The organism is Pseudomonas sp. PDM25 (genome assembly GCF_019219045.1).
Lineage (GTDB): Bacteria > Pseudomonadota > Gammaproteobacteria > Pseudomonadales > Pseudomonadaceae > Aquipseudomonas.
In genome coordinates this window covers 1-22252 of record NZ_JAHUWL010000007.1, presented here as the reverse complement: position 1 = coordinate 22252, position 22252 = coordinate 1, and the positions used below count along the sequence as shown (strand labels likewise).

General features: G+C 59.4%; 23 protein-coding genes, 1 pseudogene and 1 riboswitch. Of the genes and pseudogenes, 8 read left to right on the top strand and 16 right to left on the bottom strand.

The annotated features are described in order from the left end of the window. Positions 1-9: 9 nt before the first annotated feature. Positions 10-621 carry a cob(I)yrinic acid a,c-diamide adenosyltransferase gene (cobO, locus tag KW848_RS14460; protein ID WP_218537259.1) on the bottom strand — a complete coding sequence of 204 codons (612 nt, stop codon included), beginning with the start codon at positions 619-621 and terminating at the stop codon, positions 10-12. A gap of 79 nt (positions 622-700) precedes the next feature. Next, positions 701-932, bottom strand: a riboswitch (cobalamin riboswitch). A gap of 154 nt (positions 933-1086) precedes the next feature. On the opposite strand from cobO, the gene KW848_RS14455 reads away from it, so the two are divergent. Next, positions 1087-1671, top strand: coding sequence for a hypothetical protein (locus KW848_RS14455; protein ID WP_218537258.1), 585 nt, complete (start codon positions 1087-1089; stop codon positions 1669-1671). A 69-nt stretch (positions 1672-1740) separates the two neighbouring features. Further along, positions 1741-3054 carry a sorbosone dehydrogenase family protein gene (locus KW848_RS14450; RefSeq protein WP_218537257.1) on the top strand — a complete coding sequence of 438 codons (1314 nt, stop codon included), beginning with the start codon at positions 1741-1743 and terminating at the stop codon, positions 3052-3054. Positions 3055-3171: 117 nt separating this feature from the next. Here the strand turns inward: KW848_RS14450 and KW848_RS14445 are convergent, their stop codons facing one another. From KW848_RS14445 to KW848_RS14420, 6 genes are all read right to left on the bottom strand, one after another. Continuing rightward, positions 3172-3825: an O-methyltransferase gene (locus KW848_RS14445; protein ID WP_111450772.1), complete on the bottom strand. Its 654-nt coding sequence runs from the start codon at positions 3823-3825 to the stop codon at positions 3172-3174. A gap of 15 nt (positions 3826-3840) precedes the next feature. Next, positions 3841-4377, bottom strand: coding sequence for a C40 family peptidase (locus KW848_RS14440; protein ID WP_111450740.1), 537 nt, complete (start codon positions 4375-4377; stop codon positions 3841-3843). A gap of 164 nt (positions 4378-4541) precedes the next feature. Continuing rightward, on the bottom strand, positions 4542-5189 hold the full coding sequence (locus KW848_RS14435; protein WP_111450741.1) for a C40 family peptidase: 648 nt from the start codon (positions 5187-5189) through the stop codon (positions 4542-4544). Positions 5190-5415: 226 nt separating this feature from the next. Then, complete coding sequence (gene hda, locus KW848_RS14430) at positions 5416-6120, bottom strand: DnaA regulatory inactivator Hda (RefSeq protein WP_008148645.1); 705 nt, start codon at positions 6118-6120, stop codon at positions 5416-5418. A 230-nt stretch (positions 6121-6350) separates the two neighbouring features. After that, complete coding sequence (locus KW848_RS14425; protein WP_111450742.1) at positions 6351-7424, bottom strand: AI-2E family transporter; 1074 nt, start codon at positions 7422-7424, stop codon at positions 6351-6353. Between the two features lie 38 nt (positions 7425-7462). Next, complete coding sequence (locus KW848_RS14420) at positions 7463-8524, bottom strand: DUF2066 domain-containing protein (RefSeq protein WP_218537256.1); 1062 nt, start codon at positions 8522-8524, stop codon at positions 7463-7465. Positions 8525-8906: 382 nt separating this feature from the next. Between KW848_RS14420 and purM the strand changes: the two genes are divergently transcribed. Genes purM through KW848_RS14405 form a run of 3 tightly spaced genes read left to right on the top strand, consistent with a single transcriptional unit; the run spans position 8907 to position 11337 of the window. Further along, positions 8907-9965, top strand: coding sequence for a phosphoribosylformylglycinamidine cyclo-ligase (gene purM, locus KW848_RS14415; protein ID WP_008148639.1), 1059 nt, complete (start codon positions 8907-8909; stop codon positions 9963-9965). Continuing rightward, entirely contained in the window at positions 9965-10615 is a 651-nt protein-coding gene (gene purN, locus KW848_RS14410) for a phosphoribosylglycinamide formyltransferase (RefSeq protein WP_218537255.1), read from the top strand. The genes purM and purN overlap by 1 nt, the downstream gene beginning before the upstream one ends. A gap of 8 nt (positions 10616-10623) precedes the next feature. Beyond that, positions 10624-11337: a DUF3108 domain-containing protein gene (locus KW848_RS14405; protein ID WP_008148635.1), complete on the top strand. Its 714-nt coding sequence runs from the start codon at positions 10624-10626 to the stop codon at positions 11335-11337. Positions 11338-11400: 63 nt separating this feature from the next. Here KW848_RS14405 and KW848_RS14400 read toward each other — a convergent pair whose 3' ends face one another. From KW848_RS14400 to KW848_RS14390, 3 genes are all read right to left on the bottom strand, one after another. After that, positions 11401-12579 (bottom strand): cystathionine gamma-synthase, encoded by a 1179-nt coding sequence (locus KW848_RS14400; RefSeq protein WP_111450745.1) that lies wholly within the window; start codon positions 12577-12579, stop codon positions 11401-11403. Further along, complete coding sequence (locus tag KW848_RS14395; RefSeq protein ID WP_192406876.1) at positions 12576-13952, bottom strand: pyridoxal-phosphate dependent enzyme; 1377 nt, start codon at positions 13950-13952, stop codon at positions 12576-12578. Before KW848_RS14395 ends, KW848_RS14400 begins: the two co-directional genes overlap by 4 nt. Before the next feature lie 169 nt (positions 13953-14121). Further along, a complete protein-coding gene (locus KW848_RS14390) occupies positions 14122-15747 on the bottom strand; it encodes a methyl-accepting chemotaxis protein (protein ID WP_218537254.1) in 1626 nt (541 codons plus the stop codon). A 251-nt stretch (positions 15748-15998) separates the two neighbouring features. Between KW848_RS14390 and KW848_RS14385 the strand changes: the two genes are divergently transcribed. Next, positions 15999-16415, top strand: a complete 417-nt coding sequence (locus KW848_RS14385; RefSeq protein WP_111450747.1) for an OsmC family protein — start codon at positions 15999-16001, stop codon at positions 16413-16415. A 61-nt stretch (positions 16416-16476) separates the two neighbouring features. Next, positions 16477-17337, top strand: coding sequence for a pirin family protein (locus tag KW848_RS14380; RefSeq protein WP_218537253.1), 861 nt, complete (start codon positions 16477-16479; stop codon positions 17335-17337). 233 nt (positions 17338-17570) lie between these two features. On the opposite strand, the gene htpG is transcribed toward KW848_RS14380, so the two are convergent. From htpG to KW848_RS14365, 3 genes are all read right to left on the bottom strand, one after another. Beyond that, entirely contained in the window at positions 17571-19475 is a 1905-nt protein-coding gene (gene htpG, locus KW848_RS14375; RefSeq protein ID WP_111450773.1) for a molecular chaperone HtpG, read from the bottom strand. Positions 19476-19571: 96 nt separating this feature from the next. Beyond that, positions 19572-20009, bottom strand: a complete 438-nt coding sequence (locus KW848_RS14370) for a PaaI family thioesterase (protein ID WP_111450749.1) — start codon at positions 20007-20009, stop codon at positions 19572-19574. Continuing rightward, positions 20006-20482 carry a PaaI family thioesterase gene (locus tag KW848_RS14365; protein ID WP_218537252.1) on the bottom strand — a complete coding sequence of 159 codons (477 nt, stop codon included), beginning with the start codon at positions 20480-20482 and terminating at the stop codon, positions 20006-20008. The genes KW848_RS14370 and KW848_RS14365 overlap by 4 nt, the downstream gene beginning before the upstream one ends. A 158-nt stretch (positions 20483-20640) precedes the next feature. Here KW848_RS14365 and KW848_RS14360 point away from each other — a divergent pair, with 158 nt between their 5' ends. Beyond that, positions 20641-20874, top strand: a complete 234-nt coding sequence (locus KW848_RS14360) for a hypothetical protein (protein ID WP_192406870.1) — start codon at positions 20641-20643, stop codon at positions 20872-20874. Between the two features lie 75 nt (positions 20875-20949). Here KW848_RS14360 and KW848_RS14355 read toward each other — a convergent pair whose 3' ends face one another. From KW848_RS14355 to KW848_RS31825, 3 genes and pseudogenes are all read right to left on the bottom strand, one after another. Beyond that, positions 20950-21351, bottom strand: coding sequence for an MAPEG family protein (locus KW848_RS14355; RefSeq protein ID WP_111450752.1), 402 nt, complete (start codon positions 21349-21351; stop codon positions 20950-20952). Further along, positions 21351-22088 carry a DUF599 domain-containing protein gene (locus tag KW848_RS14350; RefSeq protein WP_218537251.1) on the bottom strand — a complete coding sequence of 246 codons (738 nt, stop codon included), beginning with the start codon at positions 22086-22088 and terminating at the stop codon, positions 21351-21353. Before KW848_RS14350 ends, KW848_RS14355 begins: the two co-directional genes overlap by 1 nt. Positions 22089-22157: 69 nt before the next feature. Continuing rightward, positions 22158-22252 (bottom strand): annotated as a pseudogene (locus KW848_RS31825) (IS110 family transposase); the annotation flags it as partial.

Sequence of the window (22252 nt, the reverse complement as noted above, 5' to 3'; positions counted from 1 at the left end):
AAGTGCAGCTCACAACTCGACGCCTTTTTGCGCTTTGATCCCGGCCTGGAACGCGTGCTTGATCACGCCCATTTCGGTGACGGTGTCGGCCAGCTCGATCATCTCCGGCTTGGCGCCGCGACCGGTCACCACCACATGCTGCATCGGCGGACGGGCCTGCAAGTCGCTGAGCACCTGATCGAGATCCAGATAGCCGTGCTTGAGTGCAATGTTCAATTCATCCAGCACCACCAGGCCGATCGACGGATCACGCAGCAATTCGCGCGACACCGCCCACGCGGCTTCAGCGGCGGCGATGTCACGCTGGCGATCCTGGGTTTCCCAGGTGAAGCCCTCGCCCATCACATGAAAACGCACCTGTTCCGGGAAGCCCCGGAAGAACAGTTCTTCGCCGGTGCTGCTGCGCCCCTTGATGAACTGCACCACGCCACACTGCATGCCGTGGCCCATGGACCGGGCGAGCATGCCGAAGGCCGAGCTGCTTTTGCCTTTGCCGTTGCCGGTCAGCACCAGCAGCAGGCCGCATTCATTCGGGGAATTGGCGATGCGTTCGTCGATCACGGCTTTTTTGCGCAGCATGCGCGCCAGATGACGTTCGTCACGATCGGGGGTATCAGTCATGGGGAGCTCTCCGTTGAGGCTGGATAACGGCGGGCAGGCACAAGAATAGACGGCAAGAAGCCTGGCATCGCCCACCGTGATGCCGCTGGATGGATCAGGCCGGTCTCCGGGCTCATGAGCGGCGATTTGCCTGACTGCGCGCCTTCCCATGTCGACGACACAGTGGCTCAAGGCGCAGCCTTCACTCATTTACCGTTGCGGGGGCAGCGCCGGGATCATGGCTCTTCGTCGCTTGAAGAGAGTCACTCACCGGCTTCCCTGTTTCACTCTGTCGACCAGGGTCACAGAGCACCTGAAACAAGCCGCGAAGGTTAGAGGGTTGGGGATGGAGCGTCAATTGAAGACGGGCAGCCTGCGAGCGAATAACTGCCGCCGATCAATTATCTGACGCCAATCTTGTGCCACACTCTCAGCAGTGATATCAAAGAGCCACAATCTCACAACACAATAACAAGGGTGAGCCACATGCAAGGCATGATCATCAGCAATCCGAAGCTGGAATTCCTGCGCCCGGTGCTGGAACGCTGGTTTGACTGTATCGACCGCTACAACGCCGTGCGCGGCGATAATGACACGCCTTACTGGTACGACGAAAAAGCCAACCTGAGCCTGCTTTCCGCCGCGGCCTGGATGGCGGAAATGGTCACGTTGCAACAAACACCGACCCGCAAACAGGTCGAGGAAGGCGAACGCAATGGCCGCGCCGATCTGTTTATCGCGACCAGCGAAGAACGCGCTTACCTTCAGGCGACGCAACGCTGGCCACGCGTCAACAGCCTGAACCTGACTCAAGCATTGCAGGACATCACCAGCGAGGCCAAACGCATCAGCTACGCCAGCGACCTGAAACTCGGCTGCCTGTTCGTTGCGCCGCAAAAAGCCCAACATAGCGCCACCCCGGAAGAACTCCAGGACATGGTCGACGATCTGCAAAAAGAACACACCTGCGCGGTGGCCTGGTACTTCCCCTATGCCTATCGCAAGTTGCGCAACGAAGCCGGCAACTATCACCCCGGCATAGCCGTGCTGTTCAAGGAAGCCCGCGGCTGACCGGTTGAACCATCGCGCACCTGCGCTTCTCTATTGATTAGGTCAATGCATTCATTAGGGAAGATCAGCATGCGCAAGCCCCCGCTCGCTCTCGCCATCGTGCTCGCCGGAGGGCTTGCGGCCTGTGGTGAAACCGCCAGGCTGCAAGTCTCCGACGGCACCGGCCCATCGCCCAAGCTGCCAGAACCGAACAAGACCCTGATCCCGACGGTGAACATCGCCCCGGCGATTGGCTGGCCGGACGGTGCGAAACCCATCGCCGCGACAGGCACTCAGGTGGCGGCATTTGCCGACGGTCTCGATCACCCGCGCTGGCTCTACGTATTGCCCAACGGCGACGTCTTGGTCGCCGAAACCAACGCACCACCCAAACCCGATGACGGCAAAGGCGTTCGTGGCTGGGTCATGGGCAAAGTCATGGGCCGTGCCGGCGCCGGCGTACCGAGCCCGAACCGCATCACGCTGCTGCGGGACAAGGACCACGACGGCATCGCCGAAACCCGCACGGTGTTCCTGGAAAACCTCAACTCACCCTTCGGCATGACCTTGGTCGGCGATGACCTGTACGTCGCCGACACGGACCGCTTGCTGCGCTTCCACTATGAAAACGGCGAGACGGCAATCAAGTCGCAGCCGATGAAGGTGATCGACCTGCCGGGCGGCACGCTGAATCACCACTGGACCAAAAACGTCATCGCCAGCAAGGACGGCAGCAAGCTGTATGTCACCGTGGGCTCGAACAGCAACGTCGGTGAAAACGGTATGGATCAGGAGGAAGGTCGCGCGGCAATCTGGGAAGTGGATCGCGCCACCGGCAACCATCGAATCTTCGCCTCGGGGATTCGCAATCCAAACGGGCTGGCCTGGGAACCCCGGAGCGGCGCATTGTGGACGGCGGTCAACGAGCGCGACGAAATCGGCAGCGATCTGGTGCCGGACTACATCACGTCAGTGAAGGACGGCGGGGTCTACGGCTGGCCTTACAGTTATTACGGTCAGCACGTCGACGTTCGCGTCGAGCCGCAAAACCCCGGCCTAGTGGCCAAGGCCATTGCGCCGGACTACGCGGTCGGCCCGCATACCGCCTCGTTGGGCCTGACGTTTGCTGAAGGCAACAGACTGCCAGCGCAATTCAAGGAAGGAGCATTCATCGGCCAGCACGGCTCATGGAACCGTAAACCGCACAGTGGCTACAAAGTGATTTTCGTACCGTTCAGCTCAGGGAAACCGAGCGGGCCGCCGATGGATGTGCTCACCGGTTTCCTCAACAACGAGGAAAAAGCCATGGGCCGGCCGGTAGGCGTGGTGATTGACCGGCAGGGTGATTTGTTGGTGGCGGATGACGTGGGCAACAAGGTGTGGCGGGTTTCTGCTACCCAATAACTGATACTCACATCACTTGTGGGAGCGGGCTTGCTCGCGAAGAGGTCATGACATTCAGCATCTTTGTTGACTGTTACACCGTCTTCGCGAGCAAGCCCGCTCCCACAATAACCGCGCTCAACGCTTGCGACACAGCGTGAGGCCATCCCCCAACGGCAACAACGACAAATCCACACGCGAGTCATCCTTCAAGGCGCGATTGAGCGCCTGAATGGCCCGGGTGTCTTCGCTCTCGGGATTGTCCTCAAGCACCCGACCACTCCACAGCGTGTTATCAAACACCGCCAGACCGCCGACGCGCAGCAGTCGCAATGCGTGCTCCAGATAGCGTGGGTAGTTGGCTTTGTCGGCATCGATGAAGATCAGGTCGAATGACTCTGGCTGATCCAGCTGAGCCAGGGTTTCCAGCGCGGGGGCCAGACGCAGATCGATCCGCTCGGCAAGCCCCGCTTCCTGCCAGTAACGGCGCGCGGTGGCGTTGTAGTCACCGGGAATGTCACAGCAGATCAACGAACCGTCATCCGGCAATGCAGCCGCCATGCACAAGGCGCTGTAACCGGTGAAGGTGCCGATTTCCAGCAAACGCTTGGCACCGGTGAGTTTCACCAATAGCGCGAGGAATTGCCCCTGCTCCGGTGCCACCTGCCAGCGAGCCATGGGCAGCGCCTGGGTTTCGTCACGCAAACGCTTGAGTAACGGCGTTTCGCGCAGGGAAACGTCGAGCAGGTATTGATACAGGGAATCGTCGAGATTGAGTGTGCGAGCGGTCATGACAACCTCTGCCATTTAGGGATTGCGTGCCAAGTGCTCAGGTTGCAAGACGCGCTTGGCGCTCAGATAGGCTTTCTGCCAGTAAGCTTTGGACAAGCTATCGAGCTTCACCGTGCCACCGGTGGCCGGTGCATGGACGAAGCGACCTTCGCCGACGTAGATCCCGGCGTGACTGACCTGGGAACCGCCATTGGTGGCGAAGAAGATCAGGTCACCGGTTTGCAGGCCTTCCTTGCCCACGCTGGCCGCCTGCATGCTGATCATCTCGCGCGTGGTACGCGGCAGAGAGATGCCGGCGACGTCACGGTAGACATAACCGATCAGCCCGCTGCAATCGAAACCCGAATCCGGCGTGTTGCCACCCCAGCGATACGGCGTGCCCACCAGGCCGAGCGCGCGGAACAAGACGTCTTCTGCCTCAGGGGAGAATGCTTGGGAGGAACTGAAAATAATGGGTGCGCGAACCACCGGCGCAGGTGGCGGTGTACGGCTGGCGCAGGCGCTGAGCAGCGCTGCGAAGAACATGATTGCGAGGCGGGCCGACATCGACATATGCAGAGCATCCTGATCTGGCTGCGGCTTTTTCTGCAGGGGGCGCAGAAAAGAAAACCGCCTGCGCAGGACGCAGGCGGTTTGCCATCAATAATAGATCGGATTCTAGCTGCTACGCGGCAAACTTCAAGTAAGACTTTAAGTTCACCTTACAAAAAGTCCGCTTACTTGCGCGCCGTGACGATCGGGGCCGCAGTCGGTGCCATCGCGAGTGCGCGCTTGGCTTCGATGAAGGTCTTGCTCCAGTAGCTGTCGCCCAGGTTATCGATCCGGACACCACCGCTTTTGCGGCTGCTGGAATGGATGAACTGGTTGTCACCCAGGTAGATCCCGGCGTGACTGACGCGGCCGCGACGGCCATTGGTGGCGAAAAACAGCAAGTCGCCCGGCTCCAGCTTGCTGCGAGAAACCAGCGGAGCGTCGACGTTGATCATTTCGCGAGTGGAGCGTGGCAGGTTCAGGCCGGCTTCTTCACGAAACAGGTAACCGATGAAGCCGCTGCAATCAAAGCCAGCTTCGGAGGTGCCGCCGAAACGGTAACGGGTACCGATCAGGGACATGCCGCGTTCGAGGATGCTGTCGGCCAGAACCGGAAGCTGGTACGACTTGCCGCCGGCGAAGTCTGCCAGTTCTTTATCGGTGGCCGCTTCTTCCTGGAAAAGAGCTTGCTGATAAAGAGCGGAAGATTGAGCGGTAGCAGAATTTTTAACCTGCTGTTGTTGCTCTTGCTGGGACACTGGAGAGTGAGCAGCGCAACCGAACAACAGGGTGACGAGTGCGAGAGGCACGAGGGGTGCAAAGCGATTTAGCATGGGCACGACCGTGGCTGATAGTTCTAAAGAAGCCGAGACTATGCCTACTATCGACCTCATTTGCAAATTCAATCGATCTTTATGTGACTTCTTGGTTTCGCGTTTACATCTAAGCGCTTAAGCCCGTTTTAGACGTTCGCGCAGCCTGCAGCCCTGTAGGAAAGCGGAATTCTTGACGCCTGAAAGATGCCGAAACCCGCCAGGGCCTTGGCTTTACCGGCTTTTGTTACCAGCCAAGCGTTTCTTTCAGAAAGGGAATGGTCAGCTTGCGTTGAGCTTGAAGGGAAGCCTGATCGAGACGCTCAAGCAGCTCGAAGAGCGCACTCATGCTGCGCGTACCGCGGGTCAAAATGAAATGCCCGACTTCATCGGTCAAGTGCAGGCCGCGACGAGAGGCGCGCAGTTGCAAGGCACGCAATTTGTCTTCGTCGGAGAGCGGACGCATCTGGAAGATCAGCGCCAACGTCAGACGGGATTTGAGGTCTGCCAGCTTCACCGGCAGCTCACGCGGGGATGTCGATGCAGCGATCAGCAGACGTCGACCGCTGTCACGCAGACGGTTGAACAGATGGAACAACGCCTCTTCCCAATCCGCCCGACCGGCCACCGCCTGCAAATCATCCAGGCAGACCAGTTCGTACTGTTCGAGGTTGTCGAGGATGGCGATGCCGCGATCAAGCAGTTCGGCCAACGGTAAATACACCGCCGGCTCCCCCAATTGCTCGAAGCGCAGGCAGGCCGCCTGCAACAAGTGCGTACGCCCTACCCCGTCCTTGCCCCAGAGATAAATCAGGCTTTCGGTCCAGCCGGCGTCGGCTTCGCATAGCCGCTCGACATAGCCGAGTGCAGCGGCATTGGCGCCTGGATAGTAATTGATAAAGGTAGCGTCATCACGCAGACGCACACCTAGGGGCAGCTGAATCGGTTTCATGCTGACTGAACAGTTCCAAAGGAACCGTTAGTGGCCTCTGTGTAAAGTTTGCGAAGTTTATACCCGTGAGGCGGGTCGCACAATGCGACAGACCACAAGCAAAATCAAAGGTTTGCGTTAACACACTGGTTTTATGCCAGTTTCTTTGGCGGCGCATGTGACAGCCGCGTGAGGGATTCGGGTCAACCTGGCAATGAACCAGGCTGCCCGCGATGTTTGATCAGGCCCTCTTAAATCTCGGGCTCATCAACACCGCTGTACATATCAGAATCTTTATACAAATCATGCACATGGCGCACCAGCACCATGATCACCGCCGCCACCGGCAGCGCCAGCAGCACACCGGTAAAACCGAACAGCTCGCCCCCGGCCAGAATCGCGAAGATCACCGCCACCGGGTGCAGACCGATCCGGTCCCCCACCAGCAATGGCGTCAGCACCATGCCTTCCAGCGCCTGACCCACCATGAACACCGCGACGATTCCGATCATGGGATACAGATCGCCACCGAACTGGAACAGACCGGCAATCAAGGCAGCACCGATCCCGATAACGAACCCCATGTACGGCACGATCGCCGCCAGACCGGCAATCATCCCAATCAACAGCCCCAGTTCCAGCCCAACCAACATCAGGCCCGCCGCGTAGATCACGCCCAGCGCCACCATCACCAGCAACTGCCCGCGCACGAATGCACCCAGCACTTCATGGCATTCACCCGCCAGGATCACAACGCGCTCTTCGCGATCACGGGGCAGCAGACCGCGGATCTTCGCCATCATCAGGTCCCAGTCCCGCAGCAAATAGAAACTCACCACCGGGATCAGCACCAGATTCGCCAACCAACCGATCAGCGCCAGCCCGGAAGCCGTCGCCTGACTCAGCACGACCCCGACAATGTCAGTGGTCTGGCCCATGTGCTCGCTGATTGCCGCCTTGAGCTTGTCGAATTTCCAGAAATTATCCGAGAGTCCGAATTTCGATTGCGCCCACGGCAGTGCGGTGTGCTGCAACCAGTCGAGCATCTGCGGCGCCAATTCGTACAAGCGAAACAGCTGCTTGGCGAGCATCGGCACCAACACCACCAGCAGTGTCGTGAAGATCAAGGTAAACAGCGCAAACACCGCCACCACGCCCCACGTCCGAGAAAGGCCGGCCTTCTCCAGCCGATCCACCAATGGATCGAACAGATAAGCCAACAGCAGCGCCACCAGAAACGGCGTCAGGATCGGATGCAACAGCCAGACAAACACGCAGAGCAGAACCACCCCACCCAACCAGAACCAACGCCGCGTATCGGCCATGTACAACTCCATATGCATCTATATAAAGAAAGAAAAACTTACCAACGGAAACGCAATTGCGGCATCGGTGCCGGCGCTGGTGCTACGGCCGGAGCCGAACCGGCGGCGGCAGGTTGAACGGGTGCGGTGGGGGCTGGCGCCTCACCTGCAGGAACTTCCTGCAACCTGGCCAGCGACAATTGCGCCTTCAACTGTTCGGCGCTGCCATTGACCCGATAGAGAATCCGGTCGCCGTCGACACTTTGCAGGCGCGCACCAAACGGTTCCAGCAAACGCCCAAGCGTCGCGTAGTGTTCCAGGTTCATGCCCTGCACTTCGAGCAATTGTTCGCCCGAAGCACCCGGCTTGACGACAAACCGCGGCGCCAGACGCTCGCTGACCGCCAGCATCACCGCATCGGCCACCGCGGCCTGATCCGCGCCCTGCACGCTGCCCGCCTCCTTCTGGTCGCCGAGCCACAAATGCCACTTGGCCTGCCACTGTCCGCCCTCTTCACGGGCATGCACCGCGAGCAAGGCGTCAGCGCTGTAACGCTCCGATACCCCGCGCAGTGGCGTCGCGTCCGTACCTTCCAGATTCGGCGCAGTGGCGACGATCTGCTCACTCAGATCGGCCAGCGGCAGGCGCAGCGGCAGACCACGGTGTTGTGCTGCTCGACGTAGCGGTGCAGCACTGGCCTGGCCATCACCGACCAGGCTTGAACCCTCGGTGGAATCGTTCAACCACCAGCCGAGGATCGAAGGCCGGTTCGCCCCCCACAACGACAGCCCGGCACGACGCAACGCTTGCTCGGTGGAGGCTGGGTCGAAATCGACCTTCAGCACTTCCGGCGGGCCGGCGTCAAAGCCGTACTGACTGATGATTTGCTGCGGGTCCTTGCGCAGCGCCGCCAACCCGGGACTTTGCGCAGCCTTGGGATCGCCGGTCAGACGCAACACCAGCGTATCCAGCGCTTGCTGGGTCGCTTGATCGCGCACTTCCGGGGTTTGACCACTGACAGGCTGACGCACCTGATACAGATTTTTGACGGTTTCGGCATGACTCGCCAGGCTGACCAATGACATACAGCCGGCAAACAAAAATCTAGAAAAAAAACGCATGGAGGATTCCTGACGACAAGAGCGGCTGGAACAGGCCGCGTGAACCGGATTGAGCAAGGCTGTGACCACGCCCCCCAGCAAAACATTCACCTGACCCTGGTAAGTTTTTGCACTGTCCTAACGATAGACGGTTAATAGCGATACCTTATACAGCCATGAAGGATGCGGCCAACACGGGCAATGAAGGTTTTTTTAAGCGGATATGCCCCTGCCGTCGGCGTGAGGATGGCCGCTGCCCCTCAAGCCTGATAAAATCGCGCGCCTTCGCAGACCGGCAACAGCCGGGCACCCTGAAATTCGCGGATGGCAATCGCCTTCGTCAGTTTCGGTGGTCCCACTGGACTCGGTCGTTACCCCTGAATCCCCCCTAAAGGCCTGGATCATGAGCAAGCAACCCTCCCTGAGCTACAAGGACGCCGGTGTAGACATCGACGCCGGTGAAGCATTGGTCGAACGCATCAAGAGCGTCGCCAAGCGCACTGCGCGCCCGGAAGTCATGGGCGGCCTGGGCGGTTTCGGCGCCCTCTGCGAAATCCCGGCCGGCTACAAGCAGCCCGTGCTGGTTTCCGGTACTGACGGTGTCGGCACCAAGCTGCGTCTGGCGCTGAACCTGAACAAGCACGACAGCATCGGCATCGACCTGGTTGCCATGTGCGTGAACGACCTGGTGGTCTGCGGCGCCGAGCCGCTGTTCTTCCTCGACTACTACGCCACCGGCAAACTCAACGTCGAAACCGCGACCCAGGTCGTGACCGGCATTGGCGCTGGCTGTGAATTGTCCGGCTGCTCCCTGGTTGGCGGCGAAACCGCTGAAATGCCTGGCATGTACGAAGGCGAAGACTACGACCTGGCCGGCTTCTGCGTCGGCGTCGTGGAAAAATCCGAAATCATCGACGGTTCCAAAGTCGCTGCCGGCGATGCCCTGCTCGCCCTGCCGTCTTCCGGCCCGCACTCCAACGGCTACTCGCTGATCCGCAAGATCATCGAAGTGTCCGGTGCCGACATCGAAAACATCCAGCTCGACGGCAAACCGCTGACCGACCTGCTGATGGCTCCGACCCGTATCTACGTGAAGCCGCTGCTCAAGCTGATCAAGGAAACCGGCGCGGTCAAAGCCATGGCCCACATCACCGGTGGTGGCCTGCTGGACAACATCCCGCGCGTTCTGCCAAAAGGCGCACAAGCGGTGGTTGACGTCGCGAGCTGGACCCGTCCTGCGGTGTTCGACTGGCTGCAAGAGAAAGGCAACGTCGACGAAAACGAAATGCACCGCGTGCTGAACTGCGGCGTGGGCATGGTCATCTGCGTTGCTCAAGAGCACGTTGAAACTGCGCTGAACGTCCTGCGTGAAGCCGGCGAGCAGCCTTGGGTCATCGGTCAGATCTCCACCGCTGCCGAAGGCGCGGCTCAGGTTGAACTGAAGAACCTCAAGGCTCATTGATGTCCCAGACCTGTGATGTGGTGGTGCTGTTGTCCGGCACCGGCAGTAACTTGCAGGCCTTGATCGACAGCACGCGGACCGGCGACAGCCCGGTCCGCATCGCTGCGGTGATTTCCAACCGCGCCGACGCCTACGGCCTGCAACGCGCCAGGGACGCGGGTATCGACACCCGCACCCTGGATCACAAGGCTTTCGAAGGCCGCGAGGCCTTCGATGCCGCGCTGATCGAACAGATCGACGCGTTCAACCCCAAACTCGTGGTACTGGCCGGTTTCATGCGCATTCTCAGCGCTGACTTCGTGCGCCACTACGCGGGTCGCCTGCTCAACATCCATCCTTCGCTGCTACCCAAATACAAAGGGTTACACACCCATCAGCGCGCGCTGGAGGCCGGCGACACCGAGCACGGCTGTTCCGTGCACTTCGTCACCGAGGAACTCGATGGCGGACCACTGGTCGTACAGGCAGTAATACCGGTAGAGTTGCACGATTCGCCGCAAAGTCTGGCGCAGCGAGTTCATACACAGGAACACCTGATCTACCCGTTGGCTGTACGCTGGTTTGCCGAAGGTCGTTTATCACTCGGCGAGCAAGGTGCTTTACTGGATGGAAAGTTACTCGCGGCCAGCGGCCACTTGATTCGAACCTAGGAGATTTTATGCGTCGTGCCCTGCTCTTCGCTTGCGCTCTGCTCGCACTGCCATTTGCGCAGGCTGCAGAACTTCAACCTTTCTCCGCCAGCTATACCGCTGACTGGAAGCAGTTGCCCATGAGCGGCACCGCTGAACGAAGCCTGACCAAGCAAGCCAACGGCGCCTGGAAGCTCAGTTTCAAGGCCTCGATGATGATCGCCAGCCTGACCGAAGAAAGCACCCTGACGCTGGACAAGGACACCATGCTGCCGCAGTCCTACCACTTCGAACGTGGCGGCCTGGGCAAAGCCAAGAAAGCTGACCTGGATTTCGACTGGACCAACAAAATGGTCACCGGCACCGATCGCGGTGACCCGGTCAAGATCCCGCTCAACCGCGGCATGGTCGACAAATCCACTTATCAGCTCGCCCTGCAGCACGACGTGGCCGCTGGCAAGAAAAGCATGAGTTATCAAGTCGTCGACGATGGTGAAGTCGATACCTATGATTTCCGAGTGCTGGGTTCGGAAAAGGTCGACACCAAGGCTGGCCAGATCGATGCAATCAAGGTCGAACGCGTGCGCGACCCGACGCAAAGCAAGCGCATCACCGTCCTGTGGTTCGCCAAGGACTGGGATTACCTGCTGGTTCGTCTGCAACAGGTTGAAACCGACGGCAAGGAGTACAACATCATGCTCCTCGACGGTACGGTCAACGGCAAGGCTGTCAAAGGCAGCTGATCCGGCTCGACACAAAAATCCGGAACCCGATAAGGGTTCCGGATTTTTTTTGCCTGCTGATATTCAGATCCGCGCCAGCGCCTGTGCCAGGTCGTCGCGCAGGTCTTCGACATCCTCGACCCCCACGGACAACCGCACCAAGGCATCGCCGATGCCGAGTTGCGCACGAGTATCCGCGGGGATGCTGGCGTGGGTCATGATCGCAGGGTGCTCGATCAGGCTTTCCACCCCGCCCAGGCTCTCGGCCAAGGCAAAGATCCGCACACTCTCGAGGAAGCGCGTGGCACCGGCCAGGTCGCAGTTCAGGTCGAGGGATATCATCCCGCCGAAACCGCGCATCTGCCGCTGCGCCAGGGCGTGCTGCGGGTGCGATGGCAGGCCCGGATAATAGACGCGCGCCACATGCGGTTGACGCTCCAGCCATTGCGCCAGGTCCAACGCGTTGTTGCAGTGACGCTCCATGCGCAGCGCCAGGGTCTTCACGCCGCGCAGGGTGAGGAAAGCGTCGAACGGCCCGGCGATCGCGCCTACCGAGTTCTGCAGGAAGCCCAGACGCTCCGCCAGGTCTGCGTTTTGTCCGACCACCGCGATGCCGCCGATCACGTCGGAGTGGCCGTTCAGGTACTTGGTGGTCGAGTGCAGCACGATGTCGAAACCCTGCTCCAGCGGGCGTTGTATCCACGGGCTGGCAAAGGTGTTGTCGGCGACACAAATGATGCCTCGCGAGCGACAGATGCGTGCGACGGCGGCGAGGTCCGTCAGACTCAGCAAGGGATTGCTTGGCGTCTCGACCCAAACCATTTTCGTGTCGGGCTGCAGTGCCGCTTCGAATCCCTCCAGGTCAGTCAGATCGACGAAGCTGAAGCGATGTCCGGCGCTGCGTTTGCGCACCTTGTCGAACAGCCGAAAGGTGCCGCCGTACAAATCATTGCCGGAGACGATGTGCGAGCCCGCATCGAGCAGTTCGAGCACGGTGGAGATCGCCGCCAGCCCGGAGGCGAACGCGAAGGCCTGGGTGCCGCTTTCGAGGTCCGCGACACAACGCTCCAGCGCAAAACGCGTCGGGTTGTGCGAGCGCCCGTAGTCGAAGCCTTTGTGCACACCGGGGCTCTGCTGCAAATAGGTGGAGTTGGCGTAAATCGGCGGCATCAGCGCCCCGGTGGAAGGGTCGGGCGTTTGCCCGGCATGGATCACACGGGTGGCGAAGGCACGTGGCACAGCGTTTTCATCGTGTTGACTCATGTAAGGGATCTCCGTAGATGAATGAGCATGTCGACTCGAGTAATCAAGCCGTAGAAGCCCGAAGCGTCGGCGATGATCGCCACCAGCCCACGGTCGAGCTCTGCCCGAAGTTCAGCCAGACTGGCACTTGGAGGCAGGGTTTGCAGCTGATCGGTCATCGCGCTGGCCACGCTCGCGCGAAAGTGCGAAGCATCTTCTTGCATGCCCAGCAAAATGTCGGATTCGTCGATCACGCCGACCAGCCGCTGCCCGCCCTCCAGCACCGGCAGTTGCGATACATCGGCCAAGCGCATGCGCTGGAACGCGGTGAGCAGCGTATCGTCCGGGCCCACGCTGATCACCCGGCCATCCTCGAAGCGCCGCGAGATCAGGTCGCGCAGATCGCCGTAATGTTTGTACTTCAGCAGGCCCTGATCGTTCATCCACTGATCGTTGTAGACCTTCGACAGATAGCGCGTGCCGGTGTCGCAGACGAAGCTGACGACCCGCTTCGGCTCGGTCTGCTCGCGGCAGTAACGTAGCGCCGCCGCCAGCAGTGTGCCGGTCGAAGAGCCGCCGAGTATGCCTTCGGCGCGCAACAGTTGGCGGGCATGATCGAAGCTTTCCTCGTCGCTGATCGAGTAGGCGTGGCGGACGCTGGACAGGTCGGCAATCGACGGAATGAAGTCCTCGCCGATGCCCTCCACCGCCCAGGAGCCGGGCGTGTTCATGGTGCCGCTGCGGCTGTATTCGGCCATCACCGAACCCACCGGATCGGCCAGCACCATGACCAGCTCTGGTTGCACGCGTCGAAAGAAACGAGTCAGCCCGGTCAGTGTTCCGGCCGAACCGACGCCGACGACGATGGCGTCCACGTCATGCTGAGTCTGCGCCCAGATCTCCGGCGCGGTGCTGCATTCGTGGGCCAGCGGGTTGGCCGGATTGTTGAATTGATCGGCGAAAAAAGCGTCGGGAATTTCCAGCGCCAGCCGCGCCGCAACGTCCTGGTAGTAATCGGGATGGCCCTTGCCGACGTCGGAGCGGGTGATGTGCACCTCGGCGCCCATCGCCTTGAGGTGCAAGACCTTCTCGGTGGACATCTTGTCCGGCACCACCAACACCACTCGGTAACCCTTGGCACGACCGACCAGGGCCAGGCCAAGGCCGGTGTTGCCGGCGGTGGCCTCGACGATGGTGCCGCCGGGGCGCAGGCTGCCATCGCGCTCGGCGGCGTCGATCATCGCCAGGCCGATGCGATCCTTGATCGAACCGCCGGGGTTCTGCGATTCGAGCTTGAGGAACAGCGTGCACGGGCCGGTATCGAAACGGCTGACGCGCACCAGCGGCGTATTGCCGATCAGTTCGAGCACGGCGGGTCGGGAGTCGGTGGGCATGTCGTCACCTCGCTAGGCAAATCAGCACTGGATGGACAGCAACCGACGGCGAGTCATCACGCGCCAGTCGCAAGTAAAGTATCGCTTGGACCATAGGCCGGGATGGCGCCACCCGCAACCTTGCACAGCCAGCCGGTAGCGCCGCCGGAACGACAAAACCGCTCGGACTTCAGACCGAGAACCGCGCCACCATCGTATTCAGATCGACCGCCAACCGAGACAGCTCCTGGCTCGCGGCACTGGTTTGATTCGCCCCGGCCGACGTCTGCAACGCCAGATCGCGAATGTTCATCAGGTTGCGATCCACCTCGCGCGCGACAGCCGCTTGTTCCTCTGAGGCACTGGCGATCACCAGGTTGCGCTCATTGATCAGGGTAAACGCCGTGGCGATTTCCTCCAGCGCCGTGCCCGCTGCTTTCGCCACTTCCAGGGTCGAACGCGCGCGCGTGTTGCTCTGCTGCATCGAGCTGACCGCTGCATCGGTGCCTTTCTGGATGCCGGAGATCATCTGTTCGATTTCCTGGGTCGATTGCTGCGTCCGGTGCGCCAGCGCCCGCACTTCATCGGCCACCACCGCAAAACCGCGCCCGGCACTCCCGGCCCGAGCCGCTTCGATGGCCGCGTTCAGGGCCAGCAAGTTCGTCTGCTCGGCAATCGACCGAATCACATCCAGGACTTTGCTGATGCCATAAACTTTCTGCGCCAGGTCCTCGACCTGGGTCGCATTGGCCGTGACATCGTCGGCCAGGGATTCGATGGACAACACGGTCTGATGCACCTGCTCGCGACCGTGCTGGGCGATCCGGTCGGATTCCCGAGACGCTTCGGAGGTGGCCACCGCATTGCTCGCGACCTCCTCCACCGCTGCGGTCATCTGATTCACCGCCGTGGCGGCCTGGTCGATTTCCAGGCTCTGCTGATGCAGGCCCCGGGTGGCCTCTTCGGTCACACAACTGAGCTCTTCCGAGGCCGAGGCCAATTGGCTGGATGAGTCGGAAATACGCCGCAGGGTTTCACGCAAACTCCCCTGCATGCTCTTGAGGGCGTGCAACAGCCGCGCCGGCTCGTCCTTGCCGCTGATGCTGATATCACCGGTGAGATCGCCGCCAGCCACCCCTTCAGCCACTTTCAACGATTGGGAAAGCGGCACGACGATGCTACGGGTCAGCAACAGCGCCAGGCCGATGGTCATCAGCGCCGTCAGGCCGATCATTACCCCGACCCAGAGCCGCGATTGGCTGAACACCCGGCGCGCCGCCTCCGTCGCCAGGTTAGCGTTGTGCTTGTTCAGCTCGATCAATGCCTTGAGGTTGGCGGTGATTTCATCGGCCAATGGACTCATCTCGCCATTGAGGATGGCGGCCGCCTCTTCCACCTGTCCTTGGGACGAGAGCCCCATCACCTGAGTCTGGAACTGCAGGTATTTTTGCTCCGAGGTTTTGAAGCGGTCGAACAGCACCCGCTCTTCGGGCAGCACAATCAGCGCATCGTAGCGCTGCTGAGGCTCATCCAATAGACTTTTGAGCTCGTTGAGTTTGCTGAGGTTTTGCGCCAGCACTTGCGGGTCCCGATTGAGCAGCAGGCGCATGGTCAATGCCCGCAGCCGCAGCATGTCCTGATTCATCTCCCCGACCGCCATCACGCTGGGCAGCCAGTTGTCATCGACCTGATCGGACTGCGCGCGCATGTTCGACATTTGCTGCAGGGCGAACGCCCCCAATCCAAACACCATCAACGCCAGCAGGCCGAAACCCAGGCCCGCGCGCGGCGCAATATTGAGACTTCTGATACTCATTGCTCTGGTTCCTTCCAAAAGCGCTGCATCAACCCTGCAGCGGGTTGCTTAAGAAGGTATCGGCCCGGAGAAATTTTGCGTAAGACGAAAACGTGATATCAAAACGCCTCAACTGCTTCGGCGCCGGGCGGTAACGATTCAGCGCACAGGAATGCGCAGTGAGAAAGTGGAACGCGTAACAGGAGGAATGCTCTATACCTTCATGGTCTTTTTTGATCGAATGACTTTTCCTGTTGCCTGCGAGGTTTCCCATGCCAGTCACCGTCAATACCCTTTCCACCGAAGGTTTTCGTCACAGCGTACAGATCGATGACCATCAACTCTTTGCCGACGTACCGACACTCGCCGGCGGCGAAGGCTCCGCGCCCGAGCCACACGATTACTTCGACGCAGCCCTGGGTGCCTGCAAGGCCCTGACCCTGAAGATGTACGCGAAGAAGAAAAACATCCCGCTGACCGGTGTCACCGTCGAAGTCAAACGTGACAACAGCGAAGAGCAGAAAGGTAAATATGCCCTCCACGTCAAACTGACCCTAAAAGGTGTGCTCACCGACGCTCAGCGCGATGAGCTGCACCGCGTGGCCGACCGTTGCCCGGTCCACAAGTTGATGACCACCACCGACGTCAGCATTGAAACGCACCTGTCTGAAGGTGCCTTCAGCCAATAGCGGCAAGGGCTGCGCAAGCGGGTTATGCTCCACGCATTACCCGCTCAGCCTGGAATGCAGCATGAACACTCCGCTCGTGATCCGTCCCCGCGCCGAAGATGTCGAAGGCCAACCCATTCTTCGCCCACTGCCGTCAGCCAAATGCCGCAGCGTCGGGCCTTTCGTGTTTTTCGACCACATGCTCGAAACCCGTTATGAGGCGGGAAAAGGCATGAACATCCGTCAGCATCCGCACATTGGTCTGTCGACCCTCACGTACTTGTTCGAAGGAAAAATCCAGCACAAGGACAGCCTCGGCTCCGACCAAGTAGTGGAGGCCGGTGATGTCAGCTGGATGACGGCGGGCAGCGCAATTGCCCACGTCGAACGCACGCCTGAGGCGTTGAAGGACAGCGGCTTCACGATGCACGGTTTGCAGATTTGGCTGGCCTCCCCGAAAGAAAAAGAGCACGGCCCCGGGCACTACAGCCACCATCCGGCGGCCACGCTGCCGGTCAGCGATAACCTGGGGGTGAAGATCCGGATGATTGCCGGGTCAGGCTTTTGCCTGGAGTCACCGGTCCCGGTGCTTTCTCCTACCTTGTATGCCGAATTGAACCTGCAAACGGCGACCACCTTGCTGATTCCTACCGAGCATGAAGAGCGGGCGCTGTATGTGCTGGACGGCGAGGTGCAACTGGATGGCGAGCTGATAGAACCGCATTCGCTGGTGGTGTTGCCGGTCGGGGAAGAGATGACCCTGTTCGCTGAAAGCGACTGTCATGCCGTGCTGTTTGGTGGTGCGCCGCTGGATGGGCCGCGGCGGATCAACTGGAACTTCGTGGCGAGCGATCCGGCGTTGATCGATGAAGCGCGGCGACGCTGGGCGGCCGGGGATTGGCCGACGGTGCCGGGGGAAAGTGAGCGGATCGAATTGCCTTAAGATATTTAGCGCCAGTTAAACCGCTTTCGCGAGCAAGCCCGCTCCCACAGTGGACCGCGATCCCATGTGGGAGCGGGCTTGCTCGCGAAGACGCCGGCACTGAAACCAACGATGTCAGATCAAAAACCAGCTATCAGCCTTTAAACACTTCATCCAGCAGATTGTGCATCGAGGTTAACGCCCGAGGCACCAGAATAAAAAAACCCGCCGAAGCGGGTTTTTGTACAGCGCAGTTAAACCGACAGTTCAACCAGCAGCTTGTTGAGACGGCGCACGTAGGCGGCCGGGTCTTTCAAGCTGTCGCCGGCGGCCAGGGCCGCCTGATCGAAGAGAATGTGCGACAGGTCGCCGAAGCGTTCGTCGCTCTGCTCGTTGTCGAGCTTCTCGATCAGCGGGTGAGCCGGGTTGAATTCGAAGATCGGCTTCGAATCCGGAACCTTCTGACCGCTGGCTTCCAGGATCTGACGCATCTGCATGCCCAGGTCCTGCTCGCCGATGGCCAGAATCGCCGGGGAATCGGTCAGACGGTGGGAAACCCGCACTTCAGCAACGGAGTCGCCCAGTGCAGTTTTCAGACGCTCAACCAGACCTTCTTTGGACTTGGCGACTTCTTCCGCGGCTTTCTTGTCTTCTTCCGAATCCAGGTTGCCCAGGTCCAGATCACCGCGCGCCACGTCGACAAAGCTCTTGCCGTCGAAATCGCTGAGGTAGCTCATCAGCCACTCGTCGATGCGGTCGGTCAGCAGCAGCACTTCGATGCCTTTCTTGCGGAAGACTTCCAGGTGCGGGCTGTTCTTGACTTGCGCGTAGGTTTCGCCGGTCAGGTAGTAGATCTTGTCCTGACCTTCCTTGGCGCGAGCCAGGTATTCGGCCAGACCCACCACTTGCTCGCCGTCATCACCGTTGGTCGATGCGAAACGCAGCAGGCCAGCGATTTTCTCTTTGTTGGCGAAGTCTTCTGCCGGGCCTTCTTTCATGACCTGGCCAAAGTTTTTCCAGAAGCTTTTGTATTGCTCAGGCTCGTTCTTCGCCAGCTTTTCCAGCATGTCGAGAACGCGCTTGGTCAGCGCCGACTTCATGGAATCGATGATCGGGTCTTTCTGCAGGATTTCCCGCGACACGTTCAGCGACAGGTCGTTGGAATCGACCACACCTTTGATGAAGCGCAGGTACAGCGGCAGGAACGACTCCGCCTGATCCATCACGAATACACGCTGCACGTACAGCTTCAGGCCTTTCGGCGCTTCACGCTGGTACAGATCGAATGGAGCACGGGCCGGCACGTAGAGCAGCGAGCTGTATTCGAGCTTGCCTTCGACCTTGTTGTGGCTCCAGCTCAGCGGGTTTTCGAAGTCGTGAGCGACGTGTTTGTAGAACTCCTGGTATTCCTCGTCCTTGATCTCGGTACGCGGACGGGTCCACAGGGCGCTGGCGCGGTTGACGGTTTCCCATTCAACGGCCGGTTGCTCTTCGCCTTCAACGGCTGCCACTTCTTTCGGCAACTCGATCGGCAGAGCGATGTGGTCGGAATACTTCTTGATGATGTTGCGCAGACGCCAGCCATCGGCGAATTCGTCTTCACCGGATTTCAGGTGCAGGACGATGCGAGTGCCGCGTTCGGCTTTATCGACGGTGGCAACTTCAAAATCGCCTTCACCCTTGGACGACCAGTGCACGCCTTCGCTGGCAGCCGCACCGGCACGACGGCTGAACACGTCGACTTTATCGGCGACGATGAATGCAGAGTAGAAACCCACACCGAATTGACCGATCAGGTGCGAATCTTTTTTCTGATCACCGGAGAGATGTTTCATGAAATCGGCAGTGCCGGATTTGGCGATGGTACCCAGGTGGGTGATCGCATCTTCACGGCTCATACCGATGCCGTTGTCTTCGAGGGTGACGGTTTTAGCGTCCTTGTCGAAGCTCACACGGATCTTCAGTTCGGCGCCACCTTCCAGCAACTCAGGCTTGGACAGGGCTTCGAAACGTAATTTGTCGACAGCGTCAGAGGCGTTCGAGATCAATTCGCGAAGGAAAATTTCCTTGTTGGAATACAGCGAATGGATCATGAGGTGCAGCAGTTGCTTCACCTCGGTCTGGAAGCCCAGGGTTTCCTTTTGAGTTTCCACACTCATGGTCATCAAACTCCAATCAGATGGCAGTGGCCGCGACCTGAAGGGTCGGCGGCGGGTTGTCATCAAAGTTGGGGGCTGAGTTCAGGATTTCAAGGGCTATTCAATTTTGAAATGGGCGCGGGCTGTGGCAATCGGTTCGGCCTCAGTACTTTGCCAGGCCGTAATCGCAACGTTCGCCACCCGGCGGCCCTGCCGGCAAACCTGGCACCTGGCCCAAGTGTCGCGAAACTGCCCGGCGCGCAGATAGTCGAGGGAGAAATCGATGATCTTCGGCACACCCGGCGAACCGGTGAAAATCAGCAGATGCAGCGCTGCGGACAACTCCATGAACCCGGCGATCACGCCACCATGAATCGCCGGCAATAAAGGGTTACCAATGTTGTCTTTGTTGGCCGGCAAGCGAAACAGCAGATCATCCCCCACCCGCGAACATTCGACGCCGATCAATTTGGCATAGGGAATCAGGTGCAGCAGAGAGGCGTAGTCGCCCTGCTCATGTGCCTGCTGAAGTTGTTCCTTGAACGCGTCAGTCATTTCGCACCTCCGGCGATGACGCCGCCGAAGCCTTTGGTGCCCTTGATGGCTTTACCCATGCGCATGAAGGTGCCCACCACATGGGCGATGGGCTGCTCGGGGTCGTCCTGGTAGGCGAAACCACGAGCAAAGATCACATCCGTGGTCACCCGATAGCACTGGGCAAAACCGTAGACATCTTTATGCGGCTCGGCGGCGTGCATGTAGTCGATGCGCAGGTCGAGGGTCGGACAAACTTCGAACTCGGGCAGCACGCAGAGGGTGGACATGCCGCAGGCCGTGTCCATCAGCGAGGTCAGCGCCCCGCCATGAATCACGCCGGTCTGCGGGTTGCCAACAATTTGAGGACTGTACGGCAGGATAACTGTCAGGCCTTCGTTGCTGGCACTGTGAACCCGCAGCCCAAGTACCTGACAATGTCGCAGCGCCGATAGAAATCGTGTAGCGCGCTCAAAAACGGGGATTTCGGCCATTTTGATAAAACTCTTCTTAGTGTTCAGCCAACGTACCAGGCGTTTTTAGTAAAAGTTCCCGTCGGAATAAACTTATATATCTGTATGAATTGAGGAACTTAACGCGATGGGCTGCGCTCGAAAGGCCAGTAGATATTTTCCATAAGGAGAAACACCCCATGCGTAAGACTTTAGCTATTGCCTTGATGTTGACCGCTTCCCTCGGTCTCGCAGCCTGCGATAAAAAATCCGAGGACAAAGCTCAAGAAGCCACCAAACATGCTGAGCAAGCTCAGCAAGACATGAGCAAAGCTCAGGATAAAGTGAACGACGCTGCGAAAGAAAACGCCGAAGCCGCCAAAGCTCAGGCTGAATCGAACGAAGCAGCCACAAAAGAAGCACCTAAAAACTAAAACAGTTTTTAGCGTGATAAAGAAAACCCGCCAAGTGCGGGTTTTCTTTTGCCTGGTTTTTTTGCAAAGCAGGCGTTACAGCAAAATAGTTTTAAAAGTCGGACTAATCATCAACAGCAACGAACACACTAATCCGACGAACCATACCAGGCTCCGCTGCCAGGCCAGATCAACCCAATAGCACAGCAAATAAATGACTCGCGTGATCACGAAGATGATTGCCAGCAAGTCGATCAGCCATCCCGCCGTCTGCGTGGTATGCGCCATCAACACCCCCACCGCGAACAGAATGAACGCCTCAAAACAGTTTTGATGAGCCGCCAACGCACGGGCACCGAATCCTGTCAGCTGCGTTTGTTGCTGGCGCGGCAAGTGGTTGTCATAACCACCCTGCTCGCTCATCGCCCTGGCGACTGGAATCCTCGACACATAAATCAGCAGTGCGCTGATAAATACACACCAGAACGGAATACTCATCAAACAGCCTCTTTAATCACCTCGGGCAATGGCGCCTCTGTAGGTGTATAGACCATCACGTCGAGAACGTCGGAATGAAACTCCCGGCGATACAACACCAGCACCACGCCGGCACTCATCAACATGAACAACCACGGGCTGACGAACCAGGCCAGCATGGTCATGCCGAAGTAGTAGGAGCGCAGCCCGAAGTTGAACTGGTTGGCGGCCATGGATATAACGCGGGCCGCCCGGGCAGCAAAGGCTTTGCGCTCCTGTTCGGAAACGTGACGCTCACCGACCATAGGCGCCGAGCCCACCAGAATGGCCGCAAAGTTGTACTGACGCATGCACCAGCTGAACGTAAAGAACGCATAGACAAACACCAGCGCCAGGCACAGCAACTTGATCTCGGACATCCCTTGAGAGGCCTGCTGCACCATCGGGATATCCGCCAATAACGATACTGCCCTTTCGGAGGCTCCGAGCACCGTGAGAATGCCGGCCAGGATAATCAGTGTGCTGGAGGCGAAGAACGAGGCGTTGCGCTCCAGGTTACCGATCACGCTGGCGTCAGCGATGCGGTTGTCGCGCAACAGCATGCGGCGCATCCAGTCTTCGCGATAAAGGTGCAGCACGCTGGCCAGGCACGCGGTGTCGCGGCCCTTCCACGTCGCATAACGGGTGTAGCCGCCCCAGCAAATGGCGAACCAGAGCGCGGCGAGGATGTGGATCATGTTGGCGTGGATGAACGACATGCAGGTCCTTGTGATGTAGATGCGGAGTACATAATTCCTGTGGGAGATTCTATGGTTGAGGGAAAGCCCTCAACTGGCTTTTGGCTGATATTCGCTTTGCCCTTTCAGCAAGGCGAATACCACCCGAGCAAGCTTGCGAGCCAGCATCACCAGCGCCTGAGTGG

Excerpts from the sequence above, each read along its gene's own strand:
- cobO (WP_218537259.1), bottom strand. The coding sequence starts at position 621 with ATGACTGATACCCCCGATCGTGACGAACGTCATCTGGCGCGCATGCTG.
- KW848_RS14455 (WP_218537258.1), top strand. The coding sequence starts at position 1,087 with ATGCAAGGCATGATCATCAGCAATCCGAAGCTGGAATTCCTGCGCCCG.
- KW848_RS14450 (WP_218537257.1), top strand. The coding sequence starts at position 1,741 with ATGCGCAAGCCCCCGCTCGCTCTCGCCATCGTGCTCGCCGGAGGGCTT.
- KW848_RS14445 (WP_111450772.1), bottom strand. The coding sequence starts at position 3,825 with ATGACCGCTCGCACACTCAATCTCGACGATTCCCTGTATCAATACCTG.
- KW848_RS14440 (WP_111450740.1), bottom strand. The coding sequence starts at position 4,377 with ATGTCGATGTCGGCCCGCCTCGCAATCATGTTCTTCGCAGCGCTGCTC.
- KW848_RS14435 (WP_111450741.1), bottom strand. The coding sequence starts at position 5,189 with ATGCTAAATCGCTTTGCACCCCTCGTGCCTCTCGCACTCGTCACCCTG.
- hda (WP_008148645.1), bottom strand. The coding sequence starts at position 6,120 with ATGAAACCGATTCAGCTGCCCCTAGGTGTGCGTCTGCGTGATGACGCT.
- KW848_RS14425 (WP_111450742.1), bottom strand. The coding sequence starts at position 7,424 with ATGGCCGATACGCGGCGTTGGTTCTGGTTGGGTGGGGTGGTTCTGCTC.
- KW848_RS14420 (WP_218537256.1), bottom strand. The coding sequence starts at position 8,524 with ATGCGTTTTTTTTCTAGATTTTTGTTTGCCGGCTGTATGTCATTGGTC.
- purM (WP_008148639.1), top strand. The coding sequence starts at position 8,907 with ATGAGCAAGCAACCCTCCCTGAGCTACAAGGACGCCGGTGTAGACATC.
- purN (WP_218537255.1), top strand. The coding sequence starts at position 9,965 with ATGTCCCAGACCTGTGATGTGGTGGTGCTGTTGTCCGGCACCGGCAGT.
- KW848_RS14405 (WP_008148635.1), top strand. The coding sequence starts at position 10,624 with ATGCGTCGTGCCCTGCTCTTCGCTTGCGCTCTGCTCGCACTGCCATTT.
- KW848_RS14400 (WP_111450745.1), bottom strand. The coding sequence starts at position 12,579 with ATGAGTCAACACGATGAAAACGCTGTGCCACGTGCCTTCGCCACCCGT.
- KW848_RS14395 (WP_192406876.1), bottom strand. The coding sequence starts at position 13,952 with ATGCCCACCGACTCCCGACCCGCCGTGCTCGAACTGATCGGCAATACG.
- KW848_RS14390 (WP_218537254.1), bottom strand. The coding sequence starts at position 15,747 with ATGAGTATCAGAAGTCTCAATATTGCGCCGCGCGCGGGCCTGGGTTTC.
- KW848_RS14385 (WP_111450747.1), top strand. The coding sequence starts at position 15,999 with ATGCCAGTCACCGTCAATACCCTTTCCACCGAAGGTTTTCGTCACAGC.
- KW848_RS14380 (WP_218537253.1), top strand. The coding sequence starts at position 16,477 with ATGAACACTCCGCTCGTGATCCGTCCCCGCGCCGAAGATGTCGAAGGC.
- htpG (WP_111450773.1), bottom strand. The coding sequence starts at position 19,475 with ATGAGTGTGGAAACTCAAAAGGAAACCCTGGGCTTCCAGACCGAGGTG.
- KW848_RS14370 (WP_111450749.1), bottom strand. The coding sequence starts at position 20,009 with ATGACTGACGCGTTCAAGGAACAACTTCAGCAGGCACATGAGCAGGGC.
- KW848_RS14365 (WP_218537252.1), bottom strand. The coding sequence starts at position 20,482 with ATGGCCGAAATCCCCGTTTTTGAGCGCGCTACACGATTTCTATCGGCG.
- KW848_RS14360 (WP_192406870.1), top strand. The coding sequence starts at position 20,641 with ATGCGTAAGACTTTAGCTATTGCCTTGATGTTGACCGCTTCCCTCGGT.
- KW848_RS14355 (WP_111450752.1), bottom strand. The coding sequence starts at position 21,351 with ATGAGTATTCCGTTCTGGTGTGTATTTATCAGCGCACTGCTGATTTAT.
- KW848_RS14350 (WP_218537251.1), bottom strand. The coding sequence starts at position 22,088 with ATGTCGTTCATCCACGCCAACATGATCCACATCCTCGCCGCGCTCTGG.